Origin of the sequence: Pseudomonas sp. ACN8 (assembly GCF_002303925.1) — a bacterium.
Lineage (GTDB): Bacteria > Pseudomonadota > Gammaproteobacteria > Pseudomonadales > Pseudomonadaceae > Aquipseudomonas.
Genome location: NZ_MRCS01000049.1, coordinates 25,540 through 46,606, shown reverse-complemented (window position 1 = coordinate 46,606; position 21,067 = coordinate 25,540). Strand labels below are relative to the sequence as shown.

Sequence of the window (21,067 nt, the reverse complement as noted above, 5' to 3'; positions counted from 1 at the left end):
CGCACAGCGGGCTGATGGTTATCGTCGGAACAGGCTTGGCGACACGCGCGTTCTCCTCATGAATACGGGTTGGAACATCGGCAATTTAACTGCAAAACCCTGTAGGAGCGAGCTTGCTCGCGATGGATAGGAGGGCACCGCGTTTATCCAGGCTGCCCTCGTCATCGTTAACGTCCATCGCGAGCAGGCTCGCTCCTACACGGGGGTCAGGCAATAGTGTTCGATGAGTTGCCTTAATAGATGCACCGTAGGCTGCAAACGTGACATTTCGAGGTATTCCCCCGGTTGGTGGGCGCAGGCGATATCACCCGGGCCAAGCACCAGCGTTTCACAGCCAAGGCGCTGAAGATAAGGTGCTTCGGTGCCGAACGCCACTGCTTCGGCGCTGTGACCGGTGAGCTTTTCGGCAAGGCGCACCAACTCGGCGTCCTCGGCCTGCTCGAACGGCGGCACTTCAGGGAACAGCGGCGCGTAATCGATCTTGACCTGATGCCGCTCGGCAACCGGCTTGAGCTTCTGCAGGATCTCGGCGCGCAGGACCTTGGGGTCCATGCCGGGCAGCGGCCGCAAATCGAATTCCAGCGAACACTGACCGCAGATGCGGTTAGGGTTGTCGCCGCCATGGATGCAGCCGAAATTCATCGTCGGCATCGGCACGCCAAACTGCGGATTGCGGAATTCGCGCTGCCACAACAGGCGCAGGCCGCGCAGTTCACCGATGGCATCGTGCATGGCCTCCAGGGCGCTGTGGCCCAGGCGCGGGTCGGAGGAATGGCCGCTCTGCCCGAGAATGTCGATGCGCTCCATCATGATGCCTTTGTGCATGCGGATCGGCTTGAGCCCGGTCGGCTCGCCGATCACCGCGGCACGCCCCAGCGGTCGCCCCGCTTCGGCCAGCGCGCGGGCGCCGGACATCGAGCTTTCCTCGTCGCAAGTGGCGAGAATCAGCAAAGGCTGTTTGAACGGCTGATCGAGCAGCGGTTTGACCGCCTCGATGGCGAGGGCGAAAAAGCCCTTCATGTCGCAACTGCCCAGGCCAATCCAACGACCGTCGGCTTCAGTCAGCTTCAGCGGGTCGGTTTGCCACAGCGCGCCGTCGAACGGCACGGTGTCGCTGTGCCCGGCCAGCACCAGGCCGCCGGGGCCGGAGCCGAAACTGGCCAGCAGGTTGAACTTGCCGGGGCTGACCTGTTGGATCTCGCAGGTAAAACCCAGCTCACCGAGCCACGTTGCCAGCAGATCGATGACCGGGCGGTTGGTTTGATCGAGACTGGGCTGAGTGCAACTGACCGACGGTGCGGCGATCAACGCAGCGAATTGTTCTTTCATCGATGGCAATGGCATCGCTGACTCCCGGCACCCGAATTGAGGTCCATCATAGAACCAACCGATGACAGGAATAAACCGTCTCGGCGCGTACTAACCTTGAGTCCTGTACACTGCACGACCTTGGCAGCCACACATTCCCCCGGCTGCGCTCCCGATCCTGGATTTTCCGGCCATGCAGAAAGAAACCGAAATCAAACTCCGCGTCAGCCGCGAAACCCTCGCCGCCCTGCGCGAGCACCCGTTACTGAAGAAACGCAACAAAAGTGGCTGGGAACGCCGTGAGTTGATGAACCAGTACTTCGACACGCCCGAGCGCGACCTGGCCCAGGCCAAAGTCGCCCTGCGCCTGCGCAAGGATGGCGAAGAAGTGATTCAGACCCTCAAGACCCGCGGCCAAAGCGTTGCCGGCCTGTCCGTGCGTAACGAGTACGACTGGAACCTGCCCAAAGCCAAGCTCGACCTGAAGAAACTCGACGGCGAATGCTGGCCCGAGGAACTGGCCGAGCTGGACAAGAAGACCCTGAAGCCGATCTTCACCACCGACTTCGTCCGCGAACGCGCGGAAATCGCCTGGGGTCGCGGCAAGACCAAAGTGGTCATCGAAGCCGCGCTGGACCTGGGTCACGTCGTGGTCGGCAAGCAGAAAGAAGAAATCTGCGAGCTGGAACTGGAACTGCGCGAAGGCGAGCCGGCAGCCCTGCTGGAACTGGCCGCCGAGCTGGCCGAGAAACTGGCCCTGATGCCTTGCGACATCAGCAAGGCCGAGCGCGGTTATCGCCTGTACGACGCTCACAGTTATTCGTTGAGCCTGCCCGCGCCGCAGATCACCGCCGAAACGCCGCTGGACGACGCGTTCGTCGCGCTGAGCTGGCATTTGCTCGGCAGCAGCCAGCGTCTGGCCGAGCAGTATCGCTTCAACGGTCACTGGCGCCTGTTGCAGGACTGGGTCGAATGCCTCGCGGAAATGCGCGCGCTGATCAGCAGCCTGGGCCAGGCCGCACCACGTCAGTCGACCCACGATCTGCGTATCGCCCTCGATGCCTTGCTGGAAGACTGGCGTCCGCTGGTCCAGGCCGGCCTGGAAGATGAAGACGTGCGCAAAGCCGCGCCCGAGCAGTTCCTCGAAGAACTCGAAGACCCGCGCTGGGGCCTGTTCTCCCTGACTACCTCGCGCTGGCTGCTGGCCCGCACCTGGGCCGCCGACCGCAACACCCGTGGCAATCGCCAGGGCGCTGCGCAACTGGGCAGCTGGTTGCCGCGCCTGCTGGGCGAAGAAGCCACTTCGTTGCAACTGCAACGTTACCAGCAACAACCGGAAGACCTGGCCGAGCAACTGCCGCGCATCGAACGCATCCAGGTCTGGCTGCACCATGCGCGCAACGTGCTGGAGATCCCGGAAATGGATCGCCTGTACGGCGAGCTGAACAAACTGGCGCAACTGGCCAACGAATCGATCACCGACGAAGTCCTGGATGCGCGCAAGCAGCAGGCGATTGCGGTGTATCAGAACCGTGCCTGGAAAATGCTCTTGCGTCTGTAATACCGCCATCGCCGGCAGGCTGGCTCCTACAGGAAATCACCGAAATCCTGTAGGAGTGAGCCTGCTCGCGATGAGGCCGGCACAGTCACCACAAAGTTTCAGACCGGCAAACTGGTAGTCGACTTGATCTCCGACAACGCCACGATCGAATTCACCTCCTGAATCCCCGGCACCATCGACAGTTTCTCGAAGAAAAAGCGCTCATAAGCCTCGATGTCCGCCGTGACAATCCGCAGCAAGAAGTCCACCGCCCCCATCAGCACATAACACTCCAGCACCTCCGGAAAGCCGCGAATCGCCTCGGTGAATTCGGTGAAGTTCGAACGCCCGTGGGCATTGAGTTTCACCTCCGCGAAGATCTGCGTGTTCAGGCCGATTTTCTTGCGGTCGAGCAAGGTCACCTGCCCGCGAATGATGCCCTCCTCTTTCATCCGCTGAATCCGCCGCCAGCACGGCGATTGCGAGAGACCCACCCGCTCGGCGATCTGTGCGCTGGAAAGCGAAGCATCCTCTTGCAGCAAGGCGAGGATCTTGCGGTCGTAGCTGTCCAGTTCGCTTTGCATAAAAAAACCCTTAACCGAGTAACAACTGAATTGATTGATTCTTCATTTGTGCAATACAGCCAATCATAGAGAAGAAATACCCCGCACAGGATGTAAACATTTCTCCAATGATTTTGGAGCCTGACCATGCCGCATCTCGAAGCCGTGAACACCCCACCTGCCCGCGCCGATGTCTGGAACGTCGGCAACACCCATTGCCGGGTTCGCTATCAAATGCTGGCCGAGGCAGAACCGGATCTGCTGTGTCGCGCTCTCAATTTGTTCGCTTTGCAATTGCTCACGCCGGAACAAGTCAACGCGCACCGCCAGGACGACTGGCTGAGCATCGAGATCGTCATCGACGGTTTGAGCTGGCACCGCGCGCAAGTGATTGCGGAAAAACTTCGTAACCTGATCAGCGTCTGCTCGGTGGAGCTGCAAGAAGCTGATTCCCCATGGGCCGAAGCGGCTCAAGCGGCGGGCTGAAAAACTCCGAAACGGCTTCATCGGGTAGTGGCCCAGCGGTCAGCCGGGTCACGGCTATCCTTTGCGCACTGTCGTTCAAAAGGAGCCCGCATGTCCGTACAACTCGCCTTTCAGGACCGCTGGCTGGATCTCAATGACCTGCTGCGCGAACTGGTCGCTCAGGGCTTTATCAGTCAGGATTCGGCCGAACACGCGCTCAATGCCCGCCGCCGCAATGCTTCCCTTGGCCAGATGCATCCGCTGGAGTTCATTGCCAGCCAACAGCTGGACGATCTCAGCCGTCCCGGCAAACCGCTGGACCTCGAGAGCCTGACCCTGTGGCTGTCCCGGCAGGCCGGCCAGCCTTACCTGCGCATCGACCCGTTGAAAATCAATGTCGCGGCCGTGACCCCGCTGATGTCCTATGCCTTCGCCCAGCGCCACAAGATCCTCGCGGTAGCGATCGACCGCGATGCGGTCACCGTGGCCAGCGCCCAGCCTTATGTCAGTGGCTGGGAGGCTGACCTGACCCACGTGCTCAAATTACCGATCAAGCGTGTGGTGGCCAACCCGGTAGACATCCAGCGCTTCAGCGTCGAATTTTTCCGCCTGGCCAAATCGGTCACCGGGGCGAACAGCGCCGACCCGCAAGTCAGTACCCTCGGCAATTTCGAACAGTTGCTCAACCTCGGCGCCAGCGACCAGGAGCCGGACGCCAACGACGCACACATCGTCAATATCGTCGACTGGCTGTTCCAGTATGCGTTCCAGCAGCGCGCCAGCGACATCCACATCGAACCCCGGCGCGAGCAAGGCACGGTGCGCTTTCGCATCGACGGCGTGCTGCACAACGTCTATCAATTCCCGCCCCAGGTCACCATGGCCATCGTCAGTCGCCTGAAAACCCTTGGACGCATGAACGTCGCGGAGAAACGCAAACCCCAGGACGGCCGGGTCAAAACCAAGACCCCGGACGGCGGCGAAGTCGAACTGCGCTTGTCGACGCTGCCCACGGCCTTCGGCGAAAAAATGGTCATGCGGATTTTCGATCCGGAAGTATTGCTCAAGGACTTCGACCAGCTTGGTTTCTCCGCCGACGACCTGCGCCGCTGGCAAGACATGACCCGCCAGCCCCACGGCATCATCCTCGTCACCGGGCCGACGGGTTCGGGCAAGACCACCACCCTCTACACCACCCTGAAAAAACTGGCGACGCCCGAGGTCAACCTCTGCACCATCGAAGACCCGATTGAAATGGTCGAGCCGGCGTTCAACCAGATGCAGGTCCAGCACAACATCGATCTGACCTTCGCCGCCGGCGTACGCGCGCTGATGCGGCAAGACCCGGACATCATCATGATCGGCGAGATCCGCGACCTCGAAACCGCGGAGATGGCGATCCAGGCCGCGCTCACCGGGCACCTGGTGCTGTCGACCCTGCACACCAACGACGCCCCCAGCGCCATCAGCCGCCTGCTGGAACTCGGCGTGCCGCACTACCTGATCAAGGCCACGGTGCTCGGCGTCATGGCCCAGCGACTGGTGCGGACCCTGTGCCCGCACTGCAAGGCAACCCTGACGCTGGGCGAAGACGACTGGCAAACCCTGACCCGCCCCTGGCAAGCACCCTTGCCGACCAATGCCCAGCGAGCCACCGGTTGCGTGGAGTGCCGCGACACTGGTTATCGCGGCCGTGCCGGGGTCTACGAAATCATGCAACTGAGCGAAGGCATCAAGGCGCTGATCAGTCCCGACACCGATCTGCTGGCCGTGCGGCGCCAGGCATTCAAGGAAGGCATGCGCAGCCTGCGGTTGTCAGGAGCGCAAAAGGTCGCTGCCGGGCTGACGACCATCGAGGAGGTACTGCGAGTGACACCCCAGAGCGAACAGAACTGAGCCCGGCGGTACTTATCCAGCATCGGCACAGCTACACTCCAGCGATTGCAACTCAACAGATCCACACATCAACAAGGAATCGTTATGCAGATCGGTAGTGTGCTTTTGCTTTTTGTCGGCCTGGTGGTCGCCATTCTGTTCATGGGTTTCAAGGTGGTGCCCCAGGGCTTTGAATGGACCGTCGAGCGTTTCGGGCGCTACACCAACACGCTCAAGCCAGGGCTGAACGTCATCGTTCCGGTCATGGACCGCATCGGACGCAAGATGAATGTGATGGAAAGCGTGCTGGATATTCCGCCGCAGGAAGTCATCACCGCCGACAACGCCACGGTGCAAATCGACGCCGTGTGCTTCTTCCAGGTGGTCAACACGGCCCAGGCGGCCTACGAGGTCAACAACCTCGAACACGCCATCCGCAACCTGCTGCAAACCAACATCCGCACCGTGCTCGGCTCGATGGAACTCGACGCCATGCTCAGCCAGCGTGACGGCATCAACGAAAAACTGCTGCGCACTGTCGATGAAGCGACCGCACCGTGGGGCATCAAGATCACCCGGATCGAAATCAAGGACATCAGCCCACCCGCCGACCTGATGGCTGCGATGTCGGGGCAGATGAAAGCCGAACGGATCAAGCGCGCCCAAATCCTCGAAGCAGAAGGTCTGCGTGCCGCAGCGATCCTGACCGCCGAAGGCAAGAAGCAGGCACAGATCCTCGAAGCAGAAGGCAGTCGCCAGGCCGCCTTCCTGGAATCCGAAGCCCGCGAACGGCAAGCCGCGGCAGAAGCACAGGCGACCAAAGTGGTGTCCGAAGCCATCGCCAGCGGCAACGTGCAGGCGGTCAACTACTTCGTGGCGCAGAAGTACATCGATGCGCTGGGCAAGCTGGCTTCGGCCAACAACAGCAAGGTGATCCTGATGCCGCTGGAGGCCAGTTCGATGATCGGCGCGGTGGGCGGCATTGGCGAAATCGTCAAGGCCACATTCGATAACAAGAAAGCCTGAGGCGCACCATGTGGGCATTTTTGCAGCACCTTTCGTTCTGGGACTGGTTGGCGTTGGGCACGGTGCTGTTGATTCTTGAAGTGTTCGGCGCCGGCGGCTACCTGTTGTGGATCGGCATGGCGGCAGCAGCCGTGGGTGTCTTGACCTTTCTCCTGCCGGGCCTGCCCTGGGAATGGCAGTTTCTGTTGTTCGGCCTGCTGTCGATCGCCACCGCGTTGTACTGGTGGCGGCGTCAGCGCACGGCGAGGCGTCCGAGCGAACAGCCGCACCTGAATCTGCGCGGCCAGGAACTGATCGGCAAAACCTTTCTGGTCCATGAAGCGATTGTCGACGGTCGCGGCAAGATCAAGGTGGCCGACGGTGTGTGGATGGCTCGCGGGCCGGATGCCGCCATTGGCAGCCGCGTACGGGTGGTCGGCCAGCAAGGCGCGATCCTGCTGGTCGAAGCGACGGATTAGGCGACCACGGAACTCGATTGGGGGTTGGCAATCCAACCGCGTAGTCAACCCAGTGGAGTCACCCTGTCATGCGTTTCAAACTTGCTGTCGCTACCGTCGCGCTGTTGTCTTTGCCTGTCGGTTCGGCGATGGCCGATACTTTTTGGCGTAACGTTCTTACCTCCGGTGCAACCACCGGTTCGAGCTATCTGACATCCAAGGATAACAAGCTGGTCGTCGCGGCTCAGGACGATGCCAGCAGCTTCGTTGCCAGTGATGGCAGTATCCGCGGTCCATACCTGGAAGCGGCCATGCAGAAAGTCCGCGCCGACAACCCGGGCCTGCAAGCCACGGACATGGAACTGGCGAATGCGATCCTGGCGAAGAATGCCGTGGCTTCGGAGTAAGCGTTGCGAATGAAAAATGCCGCTCACATGAGCGGCATTTTTTTGCCTTGCGAATACAAATCCCATGTTCACCGAGCCTCCCTGTAGGAGCGAGCCTGCTCGCGATTGCGGTGGATCAGTGAAATCTTCAGTGACTGTCACACCGCAATCGCGAGCAGGCTCGCTCCCACAGGAGTCATGAGTTGCCTGGGGTGTCAGCGGTAATCATCCACCGGCACACACGCACAAAACAGGTTCCGGTCCCCGTACACATTGTCCACCCGGTTCACCACCGGCCAGTATTTATGCGCCTTGGTGTGCGCGTCCGGCGTGACCGCTTGCACGATGCTGTACGGCCGCTCCCACACGCCGGTGATATCGGCCAACGTATGCGGCGCACCTTTCAACGGATTTTCTTCAGCTGGCCAGTTACCGTTCTGCACCTCGTTGATTTCCGCGCGGATGCTTAGCATCGCCCCGATAAAACGGTCCAGTTCCGCCTTCGATTCACTTTCGGTCGGTTCGACCATCAGCGTCCCCGGCACCGGAAACGACATGGTCGGGGCATGGAAGCCGTAGTCCATCAGGCGCTTGGCCACATCCTCTTCGGTGATGCCGGTCAACGCCTTGAGCGGTCGCAGGTCGAGGATGCATTCGTGGGCCACCCGCTCGTTGCGTCCGGTGTAGAGCACAGGGAAGGCACCGGACAAATGCCGCGCCAGGTAATTCGCGGCCAGGATAGCCACTTCACTGGCGTCCGCCAGTTGCGGCCCCATCATCGCGATGTACATCCAGCTGATCGGCAGAATGCTTGCGCTTCCCCAGGGCGCTGCGCTGACGGCGCCATTTTGCGGGTGCGGCCCGTCGATCGGCACCACAGGATGGTTGGCCACGAATGGCGCCAGATGTGCCCGAACACCAATCGGCCCCATGCCCGGCCCACCGCCACCATGGGGAATGCAGAAGGTCTTGTGCAGGTTCATGTGCGAGACATCGGCGCCAATATCGGCTGGCCGCGCCAACCCGACCTGAGCATTGAGGTTGGCGCCATCCATGTACACCTGACCGCCATGCCGGTGGATCACTTCACAGATTTCGCTGATGCCTTCCTCATACACCCCATGGGTCGAAGGATAGGTCGCCATCAGGCAGGCGAGTTTGTCTGCCGCCTGCGCGGCTTTTTCCTTGAGATCATCCAGGTCGACATTGCCCGCCTCGTCGCACTCGACGATCACCACGCGCATCCCGGCCATTTGCGCCGACGCGGGATTGGTGCCATGAGCCGACGAAGGAATCAGGCAGATATCGCGGCCACCCTGTTGACGGCTCTCATGGTATTTGCGGATTGCCAGCAGCCCGGCGTATTCGCCCTGGGCACCGGAATTGGGCTGCATGCAGATCGCGTCGAAACCGGTGATCGCGCACAACCAGCGCTCCAGCTCTTCGATCATCAGCCCATAACCGGCGGCCTGCTCCTTGGGCACGAACGGGTGCAGGTTGGCGAACTGCGGCCAGGTAATCGGGATCATCTCGCTGGTGGCGTTGAGCTTCATGGTGCAGGAGCCCAGCGGAATCATCGATTGATTGAGCGCCAGGTCCTTGTTTTCCAGTTGCTTGAGGTAGCGCAGCATCTCGGTTTCGCTGTGATGGGCGCTGAACACGGGATGGCGCAGATAAGGCGAAGTTCGCGCCAACCTTTCGGGAATTCCGCCAGGCAGGACCTCGGCATCCAGGTCATCGATGCTCAGCCCGTGATCGGCCCCCAGGAACACATCGAACAGCTTCGCCACGGTGCCTTCGTCGCAAGTCTCGTCGAGGCTCAGGCCCAGTTGGCCGCGCCCGAGAATGCGCAGGTTGATCTGCGCGGCCCGGGCACTGTCGATGATCGCGGTCTGAGCTCCGCCGACTTCCAGGGTCAGGGTGTCGAAGAAGTGCCGGTTGACCCGCGTGATACCGTTGCGCTCAAGCCCGGCGGCCAGGATGCAGGTCAGCCGGTGAACCCGCTGGGCGATCCGCTTGAGCCCTTCGGGGCCGTGGTAGACCGCATAGAAACTGGCGATATTGGCCAGCAGCACCTGGGCCGTGCAGATGTTGGAGTTGGCCTTCTCCCGGCGGATGTGTTGCTCGCGGGTTTGCAGGGCCATGCGCAGGGCGGTGTTGCCCCGCGCATCTTTCGAAACACCGATGATCCTCCCGGGAATCGCTCGCTTGTATTCATCGCGGCTGGCAAAAAATGCCGCGTGAGGCCCGCCGTAGCCCATGGGCACGCCAAATCGCTGGGACGAGCCGAACACCACATCGGCACCCAGTTCACCCGGTGGGGTCAGCAACAACAGGCTCAGCAAATCCGTGGCGACACAGGCCAGGGCCTGTTGCGCATGCAGGTGATCGATCAGCGGCCGCAGGTCGTGGATTTCACCGTGAGTGTCGGGGTATTGCAGCAACGCGCCGAACACCTGGTGCTGCTTCAAGTTATCCACAGCGTCGACGATCAGGTCGAAACCGAAACCCTCAGCGCGGGTCTGCACCACGGAAATGGTTTGCGGGTGGCAGTTTTCGTCGACAAAGAACAGGTTGCTTTTGGACTTGGCGACCCGCTTGGCCAGGGCCATGGCTTCCGCCGCGGCGGTGGCTTCATCGAGCAGCGAGGCATTGGCCAGCTCCAGGCCGGTCAGGTCGATGGTCAGTTGCTGGAAGTTCAGCAGCGCTTCGAGCCGCCCTTGGGCGATCTCTGGCTGATAGGGGGTGTACGCGGTGTACCAGCCGGGATTTTCCAGCACATTACGCACAATGACCGCCGGTGTAAGGGTGCCGTGGTAGCCCATGCCGATCAGGCTGGTCCAGACCTGGTTCTGCTCGGCATAACCGCGCAGTTTGGCCAGCGCGGCCTCTTCATCGAGTGCCGGGGGCAGGTCCAGCGCCCGGTTGAGGCGGATGCCCGGCGGCACCGTTTGCTCGATCAATTCGACCCGACTGCCCAGGCCGAGGCTGTCGAGCATCGCCTGTTGCTCGGCGGCATCGGGCCCGAGGTGGCGGCGCAGAAAGGCATTGGGGTCGCGTAACTGGCTCAGGGACGGCAATTGGGACATGACGGGCTCTCTCTTGACTGGCGCTCAGCGTCGATGCAACACGGTCAAACCAGCATAGCAGCCAGTACCGGACGCGAATCCTGTAGGAGCGAGCCTGCTCGCGATGAACCTAAGAACACCGCGCGGTGTCAGGCTTCCAGCGCCATCGTTGACGACCATCGCGAGCAGGCTCGCTCCTACAGGTAAGGATTTGTCAGGCAAAAAAAAGCCCCGACGGGTCGGGGCTTTGGGGGTGACGCTTGAAGCTTATTCGCCGATGGCGGCCTTGTAGCCGGCGGCATCCAGCAGTTTTTCCAGCTCGGCGGTATCGCTTGGCTTGAGCTTGAAGATCCACGCGCCGTACGGATCGGAGTTGAGCAGCTCAGGCTCGCCGCTCAGCGCTTCGTTGACCGCGATCACTTCACCGCTGATCGGTGCATAAATGTCGGAAGCTGCTTTAACCGACTCAACGACACCCGACTGATCACCGGCGGCAAACACGTTGCCGACTTCAGTCAGCTCGACAAACACCACGTCACCCAGCGCTTCCTGCGCGTGATCGCTGATGCCCACGGTGACGGTGCCATCGGCTTCCAGACGTGCCCATTCGTGACTTTCGGCAAAACGCAGGTCGGCAGGGATATTGCTCATGTTCTGTGTCCTCAGGAAAAGGGTCGGCGGTCATGCCCGCCAGAAAAGGTTAGATCAAGGTTTTGCCGTGACGTACGAAGGTCGGTTTGACCACCCGGACCGGGTACCACTTGCCACGGATTTCCACTTCAGCGCGGTCGGCTGTTGCCATCGGCACGCGCGCCAGTGCAATCGACTTGCTAAGCGTAGGAGAGAAACTACCACTGGTGATCTCCCCTTCGCCAACATCGGCGATGCGAACTACTTGATGAGCGCGCAAAACACCGCGTTCTTCAAGGACCAGACCGACCAGTTTGTGCTGCACACCGGCGGCCTTTTCGGCTTCCAGGGCCTTGCGCCCGATGAACTGCCGGGTGGCGGGTTCCCAGGCGATGGTCCAGGTCATATTGGAGGCCAACGGTGAAATGTCTTGCTGGATGTCCTGACCGTAAAGGTTCATGCCGGCTTCGACCCGCAAGGTATCCCGCGCGCCGAGGCCGATGGGAGAAATCCCGGCTCCGACCAGGTCGTTGAAAAAGCCTGGCGCCTGATCGGCCGGCAGAATGATTTCCAGCCCGTCTTCGCCGGTATAACCGGTGCGCGCGATGAACCAGTCACCATCGGACAGGCCTTCGAAGGGCTTGAGGAGCTGGATCAGGTTGCCGCGGGACTGGCTGACCAGTTCGGCAATTTTCTGCCGGGCGTGGGGGCCCTGGATGGCCAGCATCGCCAACTCTGAACGCTCGCGAAGTTGCACGTCGAAACCGTTGAGATGGGCTTGCATCCACGCCATGTCCTGGTCGCGGGTGGAGGCATTCACCACCAGACGATAACCCTCATCGAGACGATAGACGATCATGTCGTCGACGATGCCGCCCTGCTCGTTGAGCATGGTGCTGTACAACGCACGGCCGGGGCTGTGCAGGCGTTCGACATCATTGGCCAGCAAATGCTGAAGCCAGGCTTTGGCCTGGGCGCCGCCGACGTCGATTACGGTCATGTGGGATACATCGAAGACACCGCAATCGCGGCGCACCTGATGGTGCTCCTCGACCTGCGATCCATAATGCAGAGGCATGTCCCAACCGCCAAAATCGACCATCTTCGCGCCGAGTGCGAGATGAAGGTCGTACAGAGGCGTACGCTGTCCCATGGGTTTCTCCTTCCGGGCGTGGCGAAGGTGCGGACAAGCGCTGCACGGACTGAATGCCTTGATACAAAGGGCCTTCAACCGATTTCAGCCACCTGGTCTGTCAGACGGACCGCACCGAATGCCGCGCATTGTAGCCGCAAGGTGTAGGACTGACACCTAGCTGTTTCGATGTGCTGAACGACGGATCAATCCGATGACCGGTAACAGCCCGACCAGCACCAGGGTCAATGCCGGCAAAGACGCCCGGGCCCATTCGCCTTCGCTGGTCATTTCGAAGATTCGCACCGCCAGCGTGTCCCAACCAAACGGGCGCATCAGCAGGGTCGCGGGCATTTCCTTGAGCACATCGACGAACACCAGCAGCGCGGCGCTCAACGTGCCGGGTAGCAATAATGGCAGATACACTTTGAAAAACAGTCGTGGCCCACTGACGCCAAGGCTACGTGCCGCTTCGGGCAAAGATGGCCGTATACGCGCCAGACTGCTTTCCAGCGGCCCGTAGGCCACTGCAATGAAGCGCACCAGATAGGCCAGCAGCAACGCCGACAGACTGCCCAGCAGCAGCGGCTTGCCCGCGCCACCGAGCCAGCCCGAGAGCGGGATCACCAGCTCGCGATCCAGGTAACTGAACGCCAGCATGATCGACACCGCCAGCACCGAACCAGGCAAGGCGTAGCCCAGGTTGGCCAGGCTGATCCCGGAACGAATGACCCGGGTGGGTGCCAGTCGTCGGGCAAACGCCAGTAACAAGGCGACGCTGACGGTGATCAACGCCGCCATCGCCCCCAGGTACAAGGTGTGGACGATCAACCCGGTGTAGCGCTCGTCGAGATCGAAGCGCCCGCGCAGCCAGAACCACACTGCCAACTGCAGCATCGGGATAACAAAAGCGCAGGCGAACACCAGACCGCACCAAGTCGTCGCCGCCAATGCCTTGAGGCCTCGCAAGTGATACAGCGCCTTGACCCGTGGTCGCTCGTTGCTCGCCCGGTTGGCCCCACGGGCACGCCGTTCGCCGTAGAGCACGAGCATCACCACCAGCAGCAACAGACTGGCCAGTTGCGCGGCGGACGACAGGCTGAAAAAACCGTACCAGGTCTTGTAGATGGCAGTGGTGAAGGTATCGAAGTTGAACACCGACACGGCGCCGAAGTCCGCCAGGGTTTCCATCAGCGCCAATGCCACGCCCGCGCCAATGGCTGGTCGTGCCATGGGCAACGCCACCCGCCAGAACGCTTGCCAGGGCGATTGGCCAAGGACCCGCGCGGCTTCCATCAGGCCTTTGCCCTGGGCGAGGAAAGCCGTGCGCGCCAGCAGATAGACATAGGGATAGAAAACCAGCACCAGCACCACAATCACACCGCCCGTGGAACGCACGCCCGGCAGCCGCAGACCACTGCCAAACCACTCTCGTAGCAAGGTCTGCACGGGCCCGGCGAAATCCAGCAGGCCGACGAAAACAAAGGCCAGCACATAGGCCGGGATCGCGAAGGGCAGCATCAGAGCCCAGTCCAGCCAGCGCCGGCCGGGGAATTCGCAAAGGCTGGTGAGCCATGCCAGGCTGACACCCAGGACTGTCACGCCGACACCGACGCCTAGCACCAGGGTCAAGGTATTGCCCAGCAAACGCGGCATCTGTGTGTCCCAGAGATGGGACCAGATCTGTTGATCGACGGTTTGCCAGGAAAGCAGCAGAACGCTCAGGGGCAACAGGACCAGCGCAGCGATGGCGAAGACGACTGGATACCAGCGGCGTTGGGCGGGATGGGCCAAAGGCTTGGTTCTCTACTATCTAATGGATGAGATCGACACTGTAGGAGCGAGCTTGCTCGCGAAAAACGTCAACGATAACGCGGGGAACCTGACGGTCCGCGGTGCCCTGACGCTCATCGCGAGCAAGCTCGCTCCTACATCGTCAGAGGCGCGCAACGCAAAAACAAACGCCCCGCATAGGCGGGGCGCAGTATATAGGGCGACTTAGTTCCAGCCAGCCTTGTCCATCAGGCGAATCGCCTCGGCCTGGCGCTTGCCGGCGATTTCCACAGGCAAGGTATCAGCGATGAACTTGCCCCATGCGGCGACTTCAGCCGATGGCTGCACGGCCGGGTTCGCCGGGAACTCCTGGTTCACGTCGGCAAAGATTTTCTGCGCTTCAGGGGTGGTCATCCACTCCACCAGGGCCTTGGCCGCTTCCGGGTGTGGCGCGTGCTGGGTCAGGCCGATACCCGACAGGTTGATGTGTACGCCACGGTCAGCCTGGTTCGGCCAGAACAGTTTCACCGGCAGGTCTGGCCTCTGCTTGTGCAGGCGGCCGTAGTAGTAGGTGTTGACGATACCAACGTCGCACTGACCGGCGTTGATCGCTTCCAGCACGGCGGTGTCGTCGGAGAACACGTCAGTGGAGAGGTTCTTGACCCAGCCCTTGAGGATTTCCTCGGTCTTATCAGCGCCGTGCACTTCGATCATGGTCGCGGTCAGGGACTGGTTATAGACCTTCTTCGCCGTGCGCAGGCACAGCCGGCCTTCCCATTGCTTGTCGGCCAGCGCTTCGTAGGTGGTCAGTTCACCCGGCTTCACCCGATCAGTGGAGTAGGCAATGGTCCGCGCCCGCAGGCTCAGGCCGGTCCAGGCATGGGAGGCGGCCCGGTACTGCAGCGGAATGTTGGCGTCGATGGTTTTCGAGGTGAACGGCTGGAGGATGCCCATCTGCTCGGCTTGCCAGAGGTTGCCGGCATCGACGGTGAGCAGCAGGTCGGCCGGCGTGTTCGCGCCTTCGGCCTTGAGCCGCTGCATCAGCGGCGCTTCCTTGTCGGTGATGAACTTCACCTTCACGCCAGTCTTGGCGGTGTAGGCATCGAATACTGGCTTGATCAGCTCGTCGATTCGCGAGGAGTAGACCACCACCTCGTCAGCGGCCTGGGCGGCGGTGCTGCCGATCAGGGTCAAGGCCAGTGCAGTCAGTAGACGCTTCGGTGCCAACATGGGAGCGGTCTCTCGATTGAAAAATGAGGGCAAATGATAAGGACTCACATTTAGCTTCTCAATCGAAGCTGGCAGCGGAGGAGTTACCGGATGTTGCACAAGCAGAAATTGAGGGCGAATGTGCCGCCGTCTTCGCGAGCAGGCTCGCTCCCACATTTGAAATGCATTCCAGGGTGGGAGCGAGCCTGCTCGCGAAGAGGCCATCAGCCTCAATATAGAAGTCAGGCTTTGGCAAGCGCCGGCAAATCTCCGGTCAACCCCAGCGCTTCGCGCACGAACAACGCCTTGGCTTCCGGCATTTTCTCGACCATTTTCAACCCGGTATTACGCAACCAACGCACCGGCAACGGATCGGCCTGGAACAAGCGCTCAAAGCCTTCCATTGCGGCCATCAGCGCCAGGTTGTGGGGCATGCGTCGACGCTCGTAACGGCTAAGGACTTTCACATCCGCCAGGCGTTCGCCACGCGTTGCCGCTTGCAGCAACACTTCTGCCAGTACGGCGGCATCGAGGAACCCGAGATTCACCCCCTGCCCGGCCAACGGGTGAATGGTGTGGGCCGCGTCGCCGATCAATGCCAGGCCTTCAGCCACATAACGCTTGGCATGCCGCTGGCGCAGAGGCACACACAGGCGCGGGTCGGCGCTGAGCACCTCGCCGAGCCGACCTTCGAAGGCCCGCTCCAGTTCCTTGCAGAAACCTTGTTCATCCATCGCCATCAAACGTTCGGCTTCGCCGGGTGTGGTCGACCAGACGATCGAACACCAATCTTGTTGGCCGTCTCGCTCCAGCGGCAGAAACGCCAACGGACCGTTATCGGTGAAGCGTTGCCAGGCCGTCATCTGATGCGGCTTGGCACAACGCACACTGGTGACGATGGCATGGTGCAGATAATCCCATTCGCGGGTCGCCACACCGGCCAGGCGTCGCACCGCCGAGTTGGCGCCATCCGCCGCGATCACCAGCGGTGCGCGCAAGGTGCGGCCGTCGGCCAGGGTCAGCAGCCAGTCGTCGCCGGAGCGGCGCATCTGTTCCAGCCGCGCATTGGCCAGCAGCCCCAGGTCGCAATCGTGCAAGCGCTCGAGCAAGGCATCCTGGACCACGCGGTTTTCGACGATATGCCCCAGCACTTCGGCATGCACGCTGGCCGCCGAGAAGTGGATTTGCCCGGTGCCGCTGCCATCCCAGACCTGCATGTCGGTATAGGGGCTGCTGCGTCGCCCGGCGATGCCTTCCCACACGCCAAGGCGCTCGAGAATCCGCTGGCTGGCGGCCGACAAGGCGCTCACCCGCGGCTCAAACGCAGCCTGCGCGTTGAACGGTTTGACGCTCATGGGGCTGCCGTCCAGCAGCAGGACTTCCAGCCCGCTGTCCTGCAACGCCAGCGCCAGGGCGCTGCCGACCATTCCGGCCCCGACAATCAGCAGATCTGCGCGCATTTCCATGCTTTAAGCCTGTCTCTCTTGCGGCTTGAGCCGCACGTAAAGGGTTTTCCCGACACACGCCACCAAGTGGCAGGAGCCGTCATGAATGTCGAACCTGCAGGCAGGTATTTTTATCAATCGCGCCTTGCCGAGTCCGCGGATCAGCCAGTCACGCATCCGGTCGCGTACCCAGCCCCATCGCCTGCCGGGCAAACCAGCGTTTGGCCGGTGGCAGCAGATCCAGGCCGAGCAAGCCGATGTTGCGACCCAGGGACACCAACGGCTGGGTGCTGCCGAACAGGCGCGTAACCTGATCGGAGAAACCCACGGTGAGGTCCTGATCGAGACGCTGGCGTTCGCGATAGGCCTGTAACGTGGCGAAGTCGCCCAAAGGTTTCTCACTGGCGAGCAAGGCATCGGCCAGGGCCTGGGCATCGCGCAGGGACAGGTTGAACCCCTGGCCGGCAATCGGATGCAGGCTGTGCGCCGCGTTGCCGAGAATGGCCAGATGCGGGCGCACCTGTTCTTCGGCCTCGACCAGTGTCAGCGGATACAGATGCCGCGCACCGACCTGCTTCAATGTGCCGAGGCGATAACCGAACACACCCTGCAACTCGCTGAGGAAGCTGCGCTCATCGAGGGCCGCCAGGCGTTGCGCGTCCATGCCCAGGCGGGTCCAGACCAGTGCGCAGCGATTATCAGGAAGCGGCAGCAGCGCCATCGGGCCTTCGTCGGTGAAACGCTCGAAGGCCATGCCGTTGTGGGCTTCGCTCGGGGTGATGTTGGCGATCAGCGCGCTCTGGTTGTACGGACGCTTGCGGATGCCGATCCCCAGTTGCTCGCGCAAGCCGGAGCGCCCGCCATCGGCGAGCACCGCAAGGTCGCATTCCAGGGTGGTTTCATCGTTGAGGGTCAGGCGGTAGCCGTCGGTCAGCGGCTCCATGCGGGTGACTTCCGCCGGGCAACGCCAACTGATCACGTCCTTGTCCAGGCCTTGCCACAGGCATTGGCCGAGCCAGGCATTTTCAACGACATAACCCAGCGCTGGAACACCCTCTTCCATCGCCGACAAACGGGCGGTGGAGAAGCGCCCACGGTCGGAAACATGAATCTGCTTGATCGGCTCGGCGCGGCGCGAGACTTCTTGCCAGACGCTCAGCCGTTGATAGATTTGCCGCGAGCCGAAGGACAACGCCGAGGAACGGGCATCGTAACTCGGTTGATAGCTGTCGCCAGGGGCGAACGGCTCGATCAACACGATCTTCCAGCCCCGGGCCTTGGCCCCGGCCTGAAGCGCCAGTGCCAGGCTTGCACCGACCAGCCCGCCACCGATAATTGCCAGGTTGACGCGACTCATGCTGCCTGTGTCCGCGCGGCGGCCATCAGGGCCTCGATCTCGGCGACAGTTTTCGGCACGCCGCTCGTCAATATTTCACAGTCGGTTTTGGTGACCACTACGTCGTCCTCGATGCGCACGCCAATGCCGCGCCATTTCTTCGCAACATTCTGGTTGTCCGGGGCAATATAGATCCCCGGCTCCACAGTCAGCGCCATGCCGACTTCCAGCACGCGCCACTCACCGCCGACCTTGTATTCGCCGACGTCATGCACATCCATGCCCAGCCAATGGCCGGCGCGGTGCATGTAAAATGCCTTGTAGGCTTCGCTGGCGATCAGTTCGTCAACGTCGCCCCGCAGCAACCCCAGCTTGACCAGCCCGGCGGTGATGACCCGAACCGTGGCCTCGTGCGCCTGGTTCCAGTGCTTGTTCGGGGCGATTTCGGCAAAGGCGGCTTCCTGGGAGGCCAGCACCAATTCGTAAATCGCTTTCTGTTCCGCTGAATACTTGCCGCTGACCGGAAAGGTTCGGGTGATGTCGCTGGCGTAGCAGTCGATCTCGCATCCGGCGTCGATCAGCACCAGATCACCCTCCTTGAGCACCGCGTCATTCTGCTGGTAATGCAGGATGCAGCTGTTGCGCCCCGCCGCGACGATCGACCCGTAGGCCGGCATCTTCGCCCCGCCCTTGCGGAATTCGTAATCGAGCTCGGCTTCCAGGCTGAATTCGTGCAACCCGGCGCGACAGGCCTGCATGGCCCGTACATGCGCCTGGGCGGAAATCCGCGCCGCTTCGCGCATCACTTTCACTTCTGCCGCCGATTTATACAGGCGCATGTCGTGCAGCAGATGATCCAGGGCAACGAATTCGTTCGGCGGCTGGGCACCGAGGTTGGCCTTGGAGCGGATCACGTTGATCCACTCCATCAGGTGGCGGTCGAATTCGGGGTTGCTGCCCATGGCCGAATACACCCGGTCACGGCCTTCGATCAGGCCCGGCAGGATGTCGTCGATATCAGTGATCGGAAAGGCGTCATCGGCGCCGAAGTCGCGAATAGCGCCCTCTTGCCCGGCACGCAGGCCATCCCACAGCTCGCGCTCGGCGTTACGTTCGCGGCAGAACAGGATGTATTCGCCATGCACGCGCCCCGGCATCAGCACCAGTACGGCCTGGGGCTCGGGAAAACCGCTGAGGTACTGGAAGTCGCTGTCCTGGCGGTAGACGTGCTCGACATCGCGGTTACGAATGGCCACCGCGGCAGCGGGCAGGATGGCGATGCTGTTGGGTTCCATCTGCGCCATCAGGGCCTTGCGGCGACGGCTGTATTCCGATTTCGGGATATGGATCATGGGCAGATGGTTTTCCCTTTCTTACGATTAATGCAAAGACGGTTTGGCGGCGGCCGGCACGTCTTTTTTGGTCTCGGAGAACAGCAGCAGCGGTGCGACGCGCAGGTACTCCATGACTTCCATATAGTCGTTTTCACCGTCGTCGGACTCTTCCAGGGCATCTTGCACCTGGGAAATGGCCGCCAGATCCTGCAGCACCTCGGTGGCCTCGGTGCTCAGGGCGCTGCTGTCACGGCAGTTCAGGCCGAAGCCGCTGAGGAAACCCTGGCACCACTGGCCCAGTGCGGCGGCACGGTCGGCTAACGGCGCATCGTCGGTCGGCAGCAGCAGAACGACGGTCACGTCATCGCCGGTGAGCTCGCCTTTTACCATCTCTTGCAGGCCGATCAGGGCGTTGCGAACGTTGTCCTGAGGCTCGCTTTCGAGCAGTTCGGCGGCGTCGATCAACCAGCCTTCGGCGTCGAAACCGGCGCCGGCGCAGCTGCGGCCGAGCAACAGGCCGTGCAGTTCGGCAGGCGAGACGTTGTGACCGCTGGAAGTCAGCAGGGTGGCGAAGGCTTGGTACGGGGAATTCTGAATGGTCATGGGCAGCTAGGCGCCAGACGGCGCTATGTCTAGAATGAAGGCCTTGTATCCTACATCGACTACCCCTGTAGGAGCGAGCTTGCTCGCGATGGTCGCCAACGATAACGCTGGGTACCTGACGCCCCGCGGTGCTCCCAGGTTCATCGCGAGCAAGCTCGCTCCTACAAGTCCAACACCCATCAGACAGTGAAGACAATGGAAGACACCGACCTGCAAGCGCTGATGGCCAGACTCGAGCTGCTGATTACACGAGTCGAGCAACTTAAGAGTCAAAACGGACTCTTACTAGCTCAGGAAAAGACCTGGCGCGAGGAACGCGCGCACCTCATTGAAAAAAACGAAATCGCCCGGCGTAAGGTCGAATCGATGATTTCGCGCCTCAAGGCCCTGGAGCAAGACTCATGAGTTCAAGCAATAGCGTCACCGTGCAGATCCTCGACAAAGAGTATTCGATCATCTGCCCTCAGGAAGAGCGCAGCAATCTGGTCAGCGCCGCCCGTTATCTGGACGGCAAGATGCGCGAGATCCGCAGCAGCGGAAAAGTCATCGGTGCCGACCGTATCGCCGTGATGGCCGCGCTGAACATCACCCATGACCTGCTGCACAAGGAAGAACGCCCGGATATCCAGGCCAGCGGTTCGACCCGCGAACAGGTGCGTGACCTGCTCGATCGCGTCGATCTGGCACTCGCCACCGATCCGGACGTCACCAAAGGCTGATTCGCGCCGCCGCTTGCGGTATAATCCCCTCACTCCCTGGGGTGCTTGCCAGTTGGCGATGTCCCTGAGCCGATTTGCTATACCCTGGAGGTTGCACGTTGGGCTGGTGTGCATGTCCGCTAGACGGAAAGCCTTAAAGCCTACTGCATCTTCCACCTTGAACTTTCGGGTTCAAGGGCTAAGTCGACAGCGGCACATTCGGGGAGCCTGATTTCAGT

General features: G+C 61.5%; 19 protein-coding genes, 1 other RNA gene and 1 pseudogene. 9 read left to right on the top strand and 12 right to left on the bottom strand.

All coding sequences use genetic code 11. The features are described from left to right. Positions 1-195 precede the first annotated feature (195 nt). Positions 196-1,344: an acetylornithine deacetylase gene (gene argE / locus BSF44_RS23745; protein WP_095945566.1), complete on the bottom strand. Its 1,149-nt coding sequence runs from the start codon at positions 1,342-1,344 to the stop codon at positions 196-198. A gap of 157 nt (positions 1,345-1,501) precedes the next feature. On the opposite strand from argE, the gene BSF44_RS23740 reads away from it, so the two are divergent. Beyond that, entirely contained in the window at positions 1,502-2,869 is a 1,368-nt protein-coding gene (locus BSF44_RS23740; protein ID WP_095945565.1) for an inorganic triphosphatase, read from the top strand. A gap of 98 nt (positions 2,870-2,967) precedes the next feature. Here BSF44_RS23740 and BSF44_RS23735 read toward each other — a convergent pair whose 3' ends face one another. Next, the gene (locus BSF44_RS23735) at positions 2,968-3,432 is read right to left on the bottom strand and encodes an Lrp/AsnC family transcriptional regulator (protein WP_095945564.1); all 465 of its coding nucleotides are present in this window, start codon (positions 3,430-3,432) and stop codon (positions 2,968-2,970) included. 126 nt (positions 3,433-3,558) lie between these two features. On the opposite strand from BSF44_RS23735, the gene BSF44_RS23730 reads away from it, so the two are divergent. The 5 genes from BSF44_RS23730 to BSF44_RS23710 all read left to right on the top strand — a co-directional run bounded on the left by BSF44_RS23730 (position 3,559) and on the right by BSF44_RS23710 (position 7,621). Next, a complete protein-coding gene (locus BSF44_RS23730) occupies positions 3,559-3,897 on the top strand; it encodes a hypothetical protein (RefSeq protein WP_095945563.1) in 339 nt (112 codons plus the stop codon). A 90-nt stretch (positions 3,898-3,987) separates the two neighbouring features. Beyond that, positions 3,988-5,772 carry a GspE/PulE family protein gene (locus BSF44_RS23725; protein WP_095945562.1) on the top strand — a complete coding sequence of 595 codons (1,785 nt, stop codon included), beginning with the start codon at positions 3,988-3,990 and terminating at the stop codon, positions 5,770-5,772. A gap of 84 nt (positions 5,773-5,856) precedes the next feature. Continuing rightward, positions 5,857-6,777 carry an SPFH domain-containing protein gene (locus tag BSF44_RS23720; RefSeq protein WP_007978923.1) on the top strand — a complete coding sequence of 307 codons (921 nt, stop codon included), beginning with the start codon at positions 5,857-5,859 and terminating at the stop codon, positions 6,775-6,777. 8 nt (positions 6,778-6,785) lie between these two features. Continuing rightward, positions 6,786-7,235, top strand: a complete 450-nt coding sequence (locus tag BSF44_RS23715; RefSeq protein WP_095945561.1) for an NfeD family protein — start codon at positions 6,786-6,788, stop codon at positions 7,233-7,235. Positions 7,236-7,303: 68 nt separating this feature from the next. After that, positions 7,304-7,621 carry a DUF2388 domain-containing protein gene (locus BSF44_RS23710; protein ID WP_056726402.1) on the top strand — a complete coding sequence of 106 codons (318 nt, stop codon included), beginning with the start codon at positions 7,304-7,306 and terminating at the stop codon, positions 7,619-7,621. 194 nt (positions 7,622-7,815) lie between these two features. Here BSF44_RS23710 and gcvP read toward each other — a convergent pair whose 3' ends face one another. The 10 genes and pseudogenes from gcvP to BSF44_RS23655 all read right to left on the bottom strand — a co-directional run bounded on the left by gcvP (position 7,816) and on the right by BSF44_RS23655 (position 20,130). Then, on the bottom strand, positions 7,816-10,689 hold the full coding sequence (gcvP, locus tag BSF44_RS23705; protein ID WP_095945560.1) for an aminomethyl-transferring glycine dehydrogenase: 2,874 nt from the start codon (positions 10,687-10,689) through the stop codon (positions 7,816-7,818). 246 nt (positions 10,690-10,935) lie between these two features. Then, positions 10,936-11,319 carry a glycine cleavage system protein GcvH gene (gene gcvH / locus BSF44_RS23700; RefSeq protein WP_095945559.1) on the bottom strand — a complete coding sequence of 128 codons (384 nt, stop codon included), beginning with the start codon at positions 11,317-11,319 and terminating at the stop codon, positions 10,936-10,938. A 49-nt stretch (positions 11,320-11,368) separates the two neighbouring features. Continuing rightward, positions 11,369-12,451 (bottom strand): glycine cleavage system aminomethyltransferase GcvT, encoded by a 1,083-nt coding sequence (gcvT, locus tag BSF44_RS23695; protein WP_095945558.1) that lies wholly within the window; start codon positions 12,449-12,451, stop codon positions 11,369-11,371. A gap of 156 nt (positions 12,452-12,607) precedes the next feature. After that, the gene (locus BSF44_RS23690) at positions 12,608-14,224 is read right to left on the bottom strand and encodes an iron ABC transporter permease (RefSeq protein WP_095945557.1); all 1,617 of its coding nucleotides are present in this window, start codon (positions 14,222-14,224) and stop codon (positions 12,608-12,610) included. 204 nt (positions 14,225-14,428) lie between these two features. Continuing rightward, the gene (locus BSF44_RS23680; protein ID WP_095945555.1) at positions 14,429-15,433 is read right to left on the bottom strand and encodes an extracellular solute-binding protein; all 1,005 of its coding nucleotides are present in this window, start codon (positions 15,431-15,433) and stop codon (positions 14,429-14,431) included. A gap of 221 nt (positions 15,434-15,654) precedes the next feature. Beyond that, a complete protein-coding gene (locus tag BSF44_RS23675; RefSeq protein WP_172435392.1) occupies positions 15,655-16,872 on the bottom strand; it encodes a 2-octaprenyl-3-methyl-6-methoxy-1,4-benzoquinol hydroxylase in 1,218 nt (405 codons plus the stop codon). Between the two features lie 9 nt (positions 16,873-16,881). Beyond that, positions 16,882-16,968, bottom strand: a pseudogene (locus BSF44_RS30825) (tetrameric acyl-CoA thioesterase); the annotation flags it as partial. A 58-nt stretch (positions 16,969-17,026) separates the two neighbouring features. Continuing rightward, entirely contained in the window at positions 17,027-18,214 is a 1,188-nt protein-coding gene (gene ubiH, locus BSF44_RS23665) for a 2-octaprenyl-6-methoxyphenyl hydroxylase (RefSeq protein WP_095945553.1), read from the bottom strand. Then, positions 18,211-19,545, bottom strand: a complete 1,335-nt coding sequence (gene pepP / locus BSF44_RS23660; protein ID WP_095945552.1) for a Xaa-Pro aminopeptidase — start codon at positions 19,543-19,545, stop codon at positions 18,211-18,213. The genes ubiH and pepP overlap by 4 nt, the downstream gene beginning before the upstream one ends. A 27-nt stretch (positions 19,546-19,572) precedes the next feature. Next, positions 19,573-20,130 (bottom strand): YecA family protein, encoded by a 558-nt coding sequence (locus BSF44_RS23655; RefSeq protein WP_095945551.1) that lies wholly within the window; start codon positions 20,128-20,130, stop codon positions 19,573-19,575. A 195-nt stretch (positions 20,131-20,325) separates the two neighbouring features. Between BSF44_RS23655 and BSF44_RS23650 the strand changes: the two genes are divergently transcribed. The 3 genes from BSF44_RS23650 to ssrS all read left to right on the top strand — a co-directional run bounded on the left by BSF44_RS23650 (position 20,326) and on the right by ssrS (position 21,058). Then, complete coding sequence (locus tag BSF44_RS23650; protein WP_007982902.1) at positions 20,326-20,535, top strand: TIGR02449 family protein; 210 nt, start codon at positions 20,326-20,328, stop codon at positions 20,533-20,535. Further along, a complete protein-coding gene (locus tag BSF44_RS23645) occupies positions 20,532-20,849 on the top strand; it encodes a cell division protein ZapA (RefSeq protein ID WP_007982900.1) in 318 nt (105 codons plus the stop codon). The genes BSF44_RS23650 and BSF44_RS23645 overlap by 4 nt, the downstream gene beginning before the upstream one ends. A gap of 30 nt (positions 20,850-20,879) precedes the next feature. Beyond that, positions 20,880-21,058, top strand: a non-coding RNA gene (gene ssrS, locus BSF44_RS23640) — 6S RNA. Positions 21,059-21,067 lie beyond the last annotated feature (9 nt).